The sequence below is a fragment of the Luteolibacter sp. genome (genome assembly GCF_058122085.1).
Map to the genome: position 1 here is coordinate 19,923 of NZ_JBIKBQ010000041.1, position 9,872 is coordinate 29,794.

12 protein-coding genes are annotated in these 9,872 nt (G+C 61.1%); 6 read left to right on the forward strand and 6 right to left on the reverse strand.

The genetic code is table 11. From position 1 onward, the window contains the following. Nucleotides 1-9: 9 nt before the first annotated feature. Nucleotides 10-423 (reverse strand): BUD32 family EKC/KEOPS complex subunit, encoded by a 414-nt coding sequence (locus AC4DF4_RS08005; protein ID WP_490047594.1) that lies wholly within the window; start codon nt 421-423, stop codon nt 10-12. Nucleotides 424-554: 131 nt separating this feature from the next. Between AC4DF4_RS08005 and AC4DF4_RS08010 the strand changes: the two genes are divergently transcribed. Next, nucleotides 555-983: a YlbF/YmcA family competence regulator gene (locus AC4DF4_RS08010; RefSeq protein ID WP_490047595.1), complete on the forward strand. Its 429-nt coding sequence runs from the start codon at nt 555-557 to the stop codon at nt 981-983. Between the two features lie 51 nt (nt 984-1,034). Here the strand turns inward: AC4DF4_RS08010 and AC4DF4_RS08015 are convergent, their stop codons facing one another. The 4 genes from AC4DF4_RS08015 to AC4DF4_RS08030 are packed head-to-tail and all read right to left on the reverse strand — an operon-like array spanning nt 1,035 to nt 3,808. Further along, complete coding sequence (locus AC4DF4_RS08015) at nt 1,035-1,799, reverse strand: glucosamine-6-phosphate deaminase (protein WP_490047596.1); 765 nt, start codon at nt 1,797-1,799, stop codon at nt 1,035-1,037. A gap of 11 nt (nt 1,800-1,810) precedes the next feature. Beyond that, entirely contained in the window at nt 1,811-2,275 is a 465-nt protein-coding gene (locus AC4DF4_RS08020) for a RidA family protein (protein WP_490047597.1), read from the reverse strand. Nucleotides 2,276-2,287: 12 nt separating this feature from the next. Beyond that, nucleotides 2,288-3,313 carry a M23 family metallopeptidase gene (locus tag AC4DF4_RS08025; protein WP_490047598.1) on the reverse strand — a complete coding sequence of 342 codons (1,026 nt, stop codon included), beginning with the start codon at nt 3,311-3,313 and terminating at the stop codon, nt 2,288-2,290. A 9-nt stretch (nt 3,314-3,322) separates the two neighbouring features. Then, nucleotides 3,323-3,808 (reverse strand): hypothetical protein, encoded by a 486-nt coding sequence (locus tag AC4DF4_RS08030; RefSeq protein WP_490047599.1) that lies wholly within the window; start codon nt 3,806-3,808, stop codon nt 3,323-3,325. A 59-nt stretch (nt 3,809-3,867) separates the two neighbouring features. Here AC4DF4_RS08030 and AC4DF4_RS08035 point away from each other — a divergent pair, with 59 nt between their 5' ends. The 3 genes from AC4DF4_RS08035 to AC4DF4_RS08045 all read left to right on the forward strand — a co-directional run bounded on the left by AC4DF4_RS08035 (nt 3,868) and on the right by AC4DF4_RS08045 (nt 6,267). After that, complete coding sequence (locus AC4DF4_RS08035) at nt 3,868-4,404, forward strand: hypothetical protein (RefSeq protein ID WP_490047600.1); 537 nt, start codon at nt 3,868-3,870, stop codon at nt 4,402-4,404. A 402-nt stretch (nt 4,405-4,806) separates the two neighbouring features. Continuing rightward, nucleotides 4,807-5,859 carry a GTPase ObgE gene (obgE, locus tag AC4DF4_RS08040; RefSeq protein ID WP_490047601.1) on the forward strand — a complete coding sequence of 351 codons (1,053 nt, stop codon included), beginning with the start codon at nt 4,807-4,809 and terminating at the stop codon, nt 5,857-5,859. A 15-nt stretch (nt 5,860-5,874) separates the two neighbouring features. Further along, nucleotides 5,875-6,267 (forward strand): gamma-glutamylcyclotransferase family protein, encoded by a 393-nt coding sequence (locus AC4DF4_RS08045; protein WP_490047602.1) that lies wholly within the window; start codon nt 5,875-5,877, stop codon nt 6,265-6,267. Nucleotides 6,268-6,279: 12 nt separating this feature from the next. On the opposite strand, the gene AC4DF4_RS08050 is transcribed toward AC4DF4_RS08045, so the two are convergent. Beyond that, on the reverse strand, nt 6,280-7,023 hold the full coding sequence (locus AC4DF4_RS08050; protein ID WP_490047603.1) for a hypothetical protein: 744 nt from the start codon (nt 7,021-7,023) through the stop codon (nt 6,280-6,282). Nucleotides 7,024-7,598: 575 nt separating this feature from the next. Here AC4DF4_RS08050 and AC4DF4_RS08055 point away from each other — a divergent pair. Both AC4DF4_RS08055 and AC4DF4_RS08060 read left to right on the forward strand, forming a co-directional pair. Next, nucleotides 7,599-9,143, forward strand: coding sequence for a c-type cytochrome domain-containing protein (locus tag AC4DF4_RS08055; protein WP_490047604.1), 1,545 nt, complete (start codon nt 7,599-7,601; stop codon nt 9,141-9,143). Between the two features lie 125 nt (nt 9,144-9,268). After that, a complete protein-coding gene (locus AC4DF4_RS08060) occupies nt 9,269-9,718 on the forward strand; it encodes a CBS domain-containing protein (RefSeq protein ID WP_490047605.1) in 450 nt (149 codons plus the stop codon). The last annotated feature ends 154 nt before the right edge of the window (nt 9,719-9,872 follow it).

The window sequence follows — 9,872 nt, forward strand, 5'->3', positions numbered from 1 at the left end:
GGCTTGGGGTCAGATGGCGGGTGAGACGAGGCCGGGCGGTGGTGGCAGGATTTCGGCGAGCTCGAAGTCGATGATGCAGAAGCAGCCGAGCTTGTCCGAGTAGGTGATGTTGCGCGGCTCGGCGTCGAGGTGGCGGATGCCGTATTCGCGCTCCAGCTTGGCGAAGAGCTGGTCGGATTTCGCTTTGGAAATCTGGGTGGCGAGTTTGCCGCAGTTGGTCGAGACGAAGTAGAGCTCTTCCGGGTGCTCCTCCAGCAGGCGGGGCACGTACGGGCAGCCGCGTTCTTCGAGCGCTTTGAGCACGGCGACCTCGGTGGCGTAGCGCTTGTCCGCGTCGGTGCCTCGCAAGCGCTTGTGGACGTTGCCGTAAAAATCGATCCGCACGTTCGAGCGAATGCCGTCCTTGAGGGGTTCGAGGGCCATGAGTGTGCTTTTAAGGAAGCCCCGGCGGCAGGGTCTGTCACGCATTTGTTGTGATTTTCGCAGGAATGCCGCTTGGGAAAAATTCCGGAAAAGTCCGTTGCCAGTCCGCTCGTGCAAGGTTATGCAGCGCCATGTCCATTGTTGCCGAAGACTCCGCCGTGATCGTAAAAACCAAGGAACTGTGCGCCCAGATCGCCAGCGATCCTTCATTTCTCAAGCTTCAAGCCGACGTCGAGCGCTTCTTGGGCGATGATTCGGCCCGCCTTCAATACCAGAGCGTCCACGAGCGCGGCGAGGAGCTGCACCACAAACAACACGCCGGCGTCGAGCTTGGTGCGTCGGAAATCCGCGAGTTTGAAAGCGCCCGCGACGCGCTTTTCGAAAACGAAATCGCCCGTGATTTCCTCTCCGCCCAACGCGAACTGGAAACGCTGCAGAAGGAGATCGGCAAATACGTCGGCAGCACGATCGAGCTCGGCCGGGTGCCGACTGCGGACGAGCTTTCCAGCAAAGGCGGCGGTTGCTGCGGCGGTGGTGGCGGCGGCGGATGCGGCTGCTGAAGCGTTCTGATTTTCACCCAAAGGCCCGCCATTTTCCGATGGCGGGCCTTTTTATTGGTGCTGGAGCCGCGAGGCGGCCGGGCCGTCGAGGAAGAATTGCGCGGCCGGGTGGGTTTTGAGGCAGGAGGCACCGACTTTGCTCGAGACGGGGCCTTCGATCGCGCGCCGCACGCCGCGCGATTTCACGGTTCCCCAGGCGAGAACGGCGATTTTACGGGCCTCCAAAACCGTGCCGTAGCCCATGGTGATGGCGTGGGTGGGCACATTGTCGATGCCTCCGAACGCGCCAGCCACGTCCTGCCGGAGCCGCTCGCTGAGCAGGACCCGGTGGGTGCGGCAATCGAGCGGAATCCCCGGCTCGATGAACCCGATTTCACCTAAGCGCCCCATGCCAAGAATCTGATAGTCGATGCCGCCGGCACGGGCAATTTTCGCCTCGTAGTTGGCACAATGGGCGAAGGCTCTCACATCGGCGACGGTCGTCGAGAGGAAGTGGATGTTCGCAGGCGGGATGTCGATGTGGTCGAACAAATTCCGCTGCATGTAGGACCGGAAACCCGCCGGGTGGGCGTTTTCGAGTCCGAGGTATTCATCGAGATTGAAGGTGACGACGTTCTGGAACGACAGGCGTTCCTCGCGGTGGAGGTAGATGAGTTCCTGGTAGAGTGGCAGCGGGGTTTTTCCGGCTATCAGGCCGAGGACCGCGGTACGTCCGAGGACGGCCCGGTCGCGGATCAACAACGCGATTTCCGCCGCGATCTGGGCGCAGGCGTAATCGCGAATTGAGAAAATCCGGCAGCGGGGGGGGCGTGGCATCGCTAAGGATGTTAGACTCGAATTTCGATTTCGACAATCAGATTGATCTCAACCGCGACATTAAGCGGGAGCGCCGCGACGCCGAGGGCGGTGCGGGAGTGTTTGCCCTTGTCGCCGAAGATTTCGACGAGCAGTTCGGACGCGCCGTTGATGACTTGCGGGTGGCCGTGGAAGTCGGGCTCGGAGTTGACGAAGCCGTTGAGGGTGACGATCCGCTTCACCTTGTCGAGCGAGCCGATTTCATCCCGGATGACGGCGAGGCGGTTGAGAATGACCATGCGGGCGCCTTCCCTGGCCTCGTCGACGGAGACCTCGGTGGGGACCTTGCCGATGACTTTGGTGTCGCCGTCGATGGGCAGGCCGCCGGAGAGGAAAAGCAGGTTGCCGCTGCGGACGCAATTGACGTAGGCGGCGATGGGGGTGGGGACGGCGGGCAGGGTGAGGCCGAGGGCGCTGATTTTTTCGAGGATGGACATGGGAAGATTCGGTTACCGGGTGATGGGGAAATCGTCGGTGATGAGAGAAACGAGTTGCTCGCCGGAGCGGGTGAGCGTCGCTTGGTTGCCCTCGCCGGTGATGAGTCCGCGGGTGAGGTAGCGCTGCGGCACATCAGACGGGCGGACGGAGGTGACGAGCGGCGCGGCGACTTCCCGCTGGCTGGGATTGAAGGCCACTGGCAGGCCGGTGGCGCTGAAGCTGATTTCCCATGAGACGGCGGTGGCGGCGGACCCGCGCTTGATCCACGGGTAGCGCGCGACGAAATCCGGCGTGCCGCGCGACGGGACGGTGACTTTGAAATAGACCGGGGTGTTGGCGATGAACTCGCTGAACTGGAGCGCGGGATTGGCCCGGTGCTCGATGAAGAAGCGCGAGACTTCGGAGCCGCTCAGGTTCATGCCGTTGAAGACGCCGTGGAAATTCGTCCCGCCGCCGCATTTCTGATGCCACTCTTCATAACGGGTGCTCAGCAGCATGCCGAGTTCGAGATGGCAATGGGCGCGCGTCCGGTCGATTCCCGCGCCGGTGTAGCCCATCCGGCCGAGCACGGAACCGGCGTTGACCGAATCTCCCGGCTGGCAGGTGATTTCCGCGAGGTGGGCGTAAAGCGAGAACACCGACGAGTTTTCCCAAAAGTGTTCGATGACGACGTATTTGCCGTAGTTGCTGCGTCCGGCGACGGGGCTGACGTGGGCGACTCGACCTGCGGCGATGCTGGAAACCAAGTCGAGCGGATTGCCGGCCTTGTCGCGTTTCACCGGGGAAATATCGATGCCTTCGTGGAATTTCGTCAGTAAAACCCGGTCGTTGACGCGGATGGCGGTGCGGACGAAGCCGTAGGAACCGGCTTCCCACGGCTTGCTGGTCTGGCCCTCGAAGGTCCGGTCCACATACATGTAAAAGCGGTCCGGCTCGCCGGTGAAGAGGTGCTGGTTTTCCGTCGGCAGGCGGAGATCGATCGGCGCGGCCGCCAGAATGCCGGCCAGCGAGAGGAGGAGAGCGGGGAAGCGGATCATTTCGAGCAGCTATTTCTTTTTGTTAACTTCATCGGCGCGCGGCAGTTCCTCGTCGAGAAGTTTGACGTCTGGGAGCGTGACGCCCTTCCAGATCACGATGAAACCGTCGTTGACCTGCTTGTCGATGATCACTCCATCGACGGCGCGGCCGTTGACCTGCGCGATCAGCCAACGGCCCTGGTTGGAGGCGGTGACGGCGGCCAGGCGGTTGGAGGCGTTGGTCTTGAGCTTGAAAACGATTCCAAACCCCTCGCCCGCATCCGAGGGGAACGGACTGAACGACACGATATCCTTCATGCCAAGCTCCGGCATGCGGCGGAAATATCGGGTCTGCTCGCCAATCACCTGCGGGAAAATCATCTTCGGGTTGTCGGTGGCCTCCGTCTCCAGATGGAAGGTGACGGACGCCTTGTTTTCATTCTTCCCGCCCCCGAAAAGCGGCGGTGCGAGAGCCAGGACGGCCACCATCAGGAGTGCTGCGACGCGCGATTTCATGGGCGGAGTGAAGCAGAACAAGCCGATCCCGGAAGAAAAATCGAGTGCCTCGGCGGTAGATGGGAATTCACCAACATCGATTTCCGCCAAGTTCCACATCCTTCTCCACCGCCGCCACATCGCCCCTCGCTTCCAGTGGAAAGCCCCCGGCAGCCTCCACAGCACCCGCCACCATCGCCCGCAAAGAACCCGGATTCGCCGCCGACTTCCGCCTCGGTGATGACACCCACCGGGAAATCATCGCCAGCGCCAGCGCGTTTCCCGGCCACCTCGAAGTGACCGCCACCGCCGCCAAATTCATCGATTACTCCATGCCCGCCGATTTCGTCACCGATCTCCAGACCGACCTCGCCGCCATCGACGGCAAGAAATCCGAGCAAACCGACGACCGCATTGAAGACATCGGCGACAACGCCGGCAATCGCGCCCTCGTCAAGGAAGCCCGCGACCTCATCAAAAGCCTCGGCACCTCCGCGAAAAACCGCTTCCGCCGTGACCCCGCCATCCTCGCCGAGTGGACCACCGCCTCCCGCATCCACCGCACCGGCGGCAGCGGTCCGGAGGAAATCCCGCCAGTCACCCCGCCGGTTCCTTGATCGGCTAGCCATCCGCCTCGCACCGAAACAGCTCCATCTCTCGCAGATGGAGCTGTTTTATTTCTCCCCGGCGGATTCAAGGGGTCGTGCGTCCCGTATCACAGGCGGCGGGTGAGGTTGTATTATTGGAAGCAATGGACGGAGGCACGGAGTCAAAGCCATCTGGATCGTGCTTCACTACGGGCCACAGTCAGCGTCTTCATGGTATGACGGAGAGTGTTACCATGTTTCTGAAAAGCAATTTGAAATGATGCCGCTGGAGGTGGATCAGCGGGTGGCTCGAACTCAAGATCCGCCCAGCAACCCGCGAATTCATGAACAGGAGACGCCTAATTTCCGGCAAAAGCCATTGCGCTTACCATTGCCGTTGACCCGCCCCCGTTCACTGGCGAGGGTGCGCCCATGTTTATCGATCACATCCGCATTTTCGGAAAGGCCGGCGACGGCGGCAACGGCGTTGTCTCATGGAAACGTGAAAAATTCGTCCCCCGCGGCGGGCCGGACGGCGGCGACGGTGGGAGGGGAGGAGACATCGTCCTCGTCGTGGACAACTCGGTGGACAACCTCCGCGCCTATCATTACGACCCCAAGCTCATCGCCGAGGACGGCAAAAACGGCGCGGGCGGGCGCAAAACCGGGAAAAGCGGCAAGATCGTCATCGGCAAGGTTCCTCCCGGCACCGTGGTTTTCCGCAGCAACGCGGTCACCGTTCAGGAAGCCGTGGAATTCGAGCGCAGCGCCGAGGGCATCGACCTCGAGCCCATCGCCGACCTCACCGAGATCGGCCAGGAATTCGTCCTTTGCAAAGGCGGCGATCCCGGCAAGGGCAACTGGAATTTCAAAACCGCCACCAACCGCACCCCGGTCGAGCACACGCTCGGCACTCCGGGCGAAGTCTCCGTTTTCTATCTCGAACTCCGCCGCATCGCGGATGCCGGTCTGGTCGGATTCCCCAACGCCGGGAAATCGACGCTGCTCGGCAAGCTTTCCGCCGCCAAGCCGAAGGTCGCTTCTTATCCGTTCACCACGCTCCAGCCGGTTGTCGGCGTCGTGGAGTTCCCGAGCTACCGCCGCTGCACCATCGCGGACATTCCCGGCCTGATCGAAGGCGCGCATGAAAACCGCGGTCTCGGCCACGAGTTCCTCCGCCACATCACCCGCTGCCGGGTGCTGCTTTTCGTCATCGACATGGCGGGCAGCGAGGGCCGCGATCCGATTTCCGATCTGGAAATCCTCCGTCGCGAGATCAAGGAATACGACGACGAGCTCGCCCGCTTCCCGTGGAAAATCATCGCCAACAAGATGGACCTCGAAGGTGCCGCCGAGAACCTCGAAATCTTCCTCGCGCGCTTTCCCAAGATCGACATCATCCCGATCTCCGCGGAAGGCGAAACGGGCTTGGATGACCTCAAGCAAGCGCTCGACAACGAGATCGGCCATCGCTCGGACAAATAATCGCCCGCCCGATTCATGGACACGTCACCCCAGCGGGTTTTCGTTTACGGCACCCTTCGGCGGGGTGGCTCGAACCATTTCCGGATGGCCGGCGCGGAGTTCCTTTCCAGCGGAACCATCAGCGGCAGGATGTATCGCATCGACTGGTATCCCGGCCTGGTCCTCGACCCTGCGGGCGATGAGATTCACGGCGAGGTTTACGCGGTCGGGCCCGAGTTGCTCTCCGTGCTCGACGTCTTCGAAGGCGTTTCGGCCGGCGAGGTCGAGGGCAGCGAATACCGCCGCGTCGAGACCACGGTCATGCAACAAGACAGCCAGACGCTGAGCGCCTGGATCTGGGAATGGCGCGGTCCCGTCGATGAAAGCCAGCGCGTGTCCGGCGGCGACTGGCTGAAAGAGGAATTGTAGCCGACCGCGCGGTTAGCGGCATCCCGGATTCACTTTCGACACCGGCAGCGGATAGATGGGTGGGAAATAAAGACGGTCGAGCGGGTTCGGAGCCGGCTCGGCGACGACTGCCACCTTCGCGCTCTTCGCGCTTTTCGCACTCTTCGAGCTGTAAACTTCGGCATTGCCGCTGTTCGGATCGAGCCTGGCGAGCAGTGCCTGGACGGCGGCGACCGACTCGGGCATCGTGGCGATCGCGCATTGGGAGGCGATCCGCATGCAGTCCGGGGCGGCGGTGATGGAGGTTTCGACGATGGCGGTGACGAGGGCGATGTCGGCGTCGCTGGCCTTGATGGCCGTTTTGACGATTTCGCAAGCACAGCTCGGATTGGCTGCGACTTCGGACTCGACGACTTCGAGGACCTTGGCCACGTCGAGCTTGATCCGTTGTTCGACGGAAAGGGCGACCGCGAGGCAATCCGCGCCTTTTTCGGATTTGCCGGATTCGCGATAGACCGCGGAGATCAGCGCCAAGCCGGTTTGCAAGGTGTCTGCCGAGATTTCGTAAGTTTCGCCGGAGGTGCTTGTGGCGACTTTGCGGTAAGGGGACGGGTCGCGCAGGATGCCGAGGTCCACCACGGATTCCACGTTCTTCGGGTGTGAAGCCTGCGGATTGAGAGTCAGGCCGTCTTGAGAAGCGTAAACCGGTCCGCCGTCAGGAAGGAATCCTTGGGCTTTTTCCGTCGTCGGCACTTCATAGTGTCGGGGCCGGAGCAAAACTAGACAGAGACGGTTCAAAACTAGACACTTCATAGTTGCCAGTCACGGCGACGCCTTCGGTGAAGCGTGGTTCGTTGGTTCCATCGAAGTCGCCAGCATTGCTGCTGATTTCGGAGGAGCGGGGGGAGTTGGCCAGATTCTGAGCGGAAAGCGGAGCGATCGCGCTGAGAACGAGGAGAGCAACCATGTGGGGGAACACGGGTGGTTTCATGGGGTGTGGGGGAGCGGGGAGCCGTGGAAAACCTAATCAACCGGAGCGGGTATTGGCAAATACTGATCTCCACGTGATGGCGTAGGATTCGCGGCTGGTTATTAAGCTGCTGAAAATTAACAAGTTATTGAGATTTCGATCCTCGATTTCACAGATGGTTTCGGTTTCTTGAACTTCGCTGGATCAGAAATGAACCGCGAGAGGGCGAAAATCATCGGTTCGATGGAGCCTTGAATTTGGAAGTGGCGATTTTGCCGGGCTGTGTTTGGCTGACGCCGGGCCTGGTATTTTACCGGTCCGGCGAATCGACCGAATTTCAAATGAAAGATCCCAATAAACCGCTCCGTAACACCTTCATTCCATGACTCATCACGACCTTCCCACCGCACGCCGCAGAAAGCCTTGGGCGCTGACCTTGTTCGGACTTGCCGCCGCTGGCGGCCTGATCGCCATGCCGTTCCTGGCCGGTCCGCCGGACGGGGAGAAAATGCCGGATCTCGTCCGCTTCCTCGGGCATTTCCACCCGGTCTTGCTGCACCTGCCGATCGGGGTTTTCGCGTTGATCCTGTTTCAGGAGCTAGGCGCGATCTTCGGCAGGCGAGGCGAGGAGTCGCGAAACACGCCGCTGTTCCCGCTGTTTTTCGGAGCCGCCAGCGCCATCGTCGCGGTTCTCGCGGGATTTCTGCTCTATCACGGCGAGGTGCAGTTCCGCGGCAACGCGCTGGCCGACCGCCATCTGTGGGGTGGCCTCGTTTTCGCGGTGGCGGCGGTGGTGACTTTCATTTTCAAGGCGTGGACGGTGGCTCTGAACGGAACCCCGGCGTTTTACCGTCTGCTGTTGTTCGCTAGCGTGGGCGTGATGGGATTCGCCAGTCACGACGGCGCTTCGCTCACCCACGGCGAGGATTATTTGACCGAATACGCCCCGCAGCCGATCCGCAGCCTGCTAGGAACTGACAAGGTGGAAACTGTGTCCGCGCCCGCGAAGGCGAAGGCGAAGGCGAAGGCGGACGGCGAGCAGTTGGTCTATGCCGACATCGTCGCGCCGATCCTCGAGCGCCGCTGTGTCCAATGCCACAAGGAGGGCAAGGCGAAGGGCAAGTTCCGGATGGATACTTACGAATTCCTGGTGCAGGGCGGCAAGGAAGGCCCCGGCCTGGAGCCCGGAAAATCGGCGGAAAGCAACATTCTCATCCGCATGAATCTTCCCATGGAGGACGAGGATCACATGCCGCCGGAAGGGAAGCCGGACATCGAGGACCCGGAAGTCGCGATCATCACCTGGTGGATCGAGAACGGCGCGGATCCTAAAAAATTGCTGACGGCATTCGACGTTCCAGCGCCGATCAAGGAGGCGATCGCCAAGGTCGCTGCCATCGCTCCCGCGGAGGTGGTGGAAAGCGCCGCGCCCGCCCGTTTCACCGGGCCGGATGAGGCGCTGAAGTCGTCGGTGGCCGGCATTTCCAAGCAGTTTCCGGGCGCGCTGAGCTTCGAGTCTCAGCAATCCGCGCTGCTGACCTTCACCGCAGTCTCGCTGCGCGGGAATTTCGACGACTCGGGATTCAACACCCTCGCCCCGGTCTTGGAGCACCTCGTCACCGTCGATCTATCCGCCACGAAAATCACCGATCAGGCGGTCTCCAAGCTCTCGTCCGCCACCAGTCTCCGCCTCATCCGCCTCGCGGAAACCGGCGTGACGGATGCTTCCATCGACACCTTACTGAAGATCCCGAGCCTGGAATCCATCAATCTCTACGGCACCAAAGTCACCGATGCCGGGGTGGGCAAGCTTTCCACCCTGCCGAACCTCAAGCGTCTCTATCTCTGGCAGACCGCGGTGACTCCGGCGGCGGTCAAGACGCTCAAGGAAAAGCTTCCAAGCTGCGAGATCATCACCGGAGCCTGATCCGCGCCGACAACGAGGACTCCTTCTTTGGCGGAAATTCCAAGGAAAGGAATTTAATCTTCCTGCGTTCTTGACGCCGGGACCGGAGGATCTCAGTTTAGTCGAACTTCAAAAGAAGGGAATCTATGGAAATCAACGGCACTGTTTACGACATTTTACACAACAAGGGCGGTGATATCTGGACCACGAAGCCGGAGGATTCGGTTTACGACGCCATCCGCCTGATGGGCGAGAAGAACATCGGCGCGCTCGTCGCCCTCGAGAGCGGCGAGGTCATCGGCGTGCTCTCGGAGCGCGACTACAGCCGCAAGGTCGTCCTGCAAGGGCGCACCTCGCGGGACACCCGCGTCGGCGAAATCATCAGTCGCCCGGCGATCACGGTGTGCAGCAAGGACGGCATCGAAACGTGCATGGAGCTCATGACCTGCAACCGCATCCGCCACCTTCCCGTCGTCGATGACGGGCACCTCGTCGGCCTCATTTCCATCGGCGATCTCGTCAGTTGGGTGATGCTGTCGCAGCGGCACACCATCCAGCAGCTGCAATGCTACATTTCCGGCGAGTATCCGGGGTGAGCGCATGGCCCAGGATGACTAGTGTCGCGTAAAATTTTATTTGTCGGTTAGTGAATTTTAAAATTGTACGATTTTGAGGATGTGTACAATTGGACAGGTGCCCGCCAAATCACACCGAATCAAGTTATCGAAATCCGAACGCCATGAACTCGAA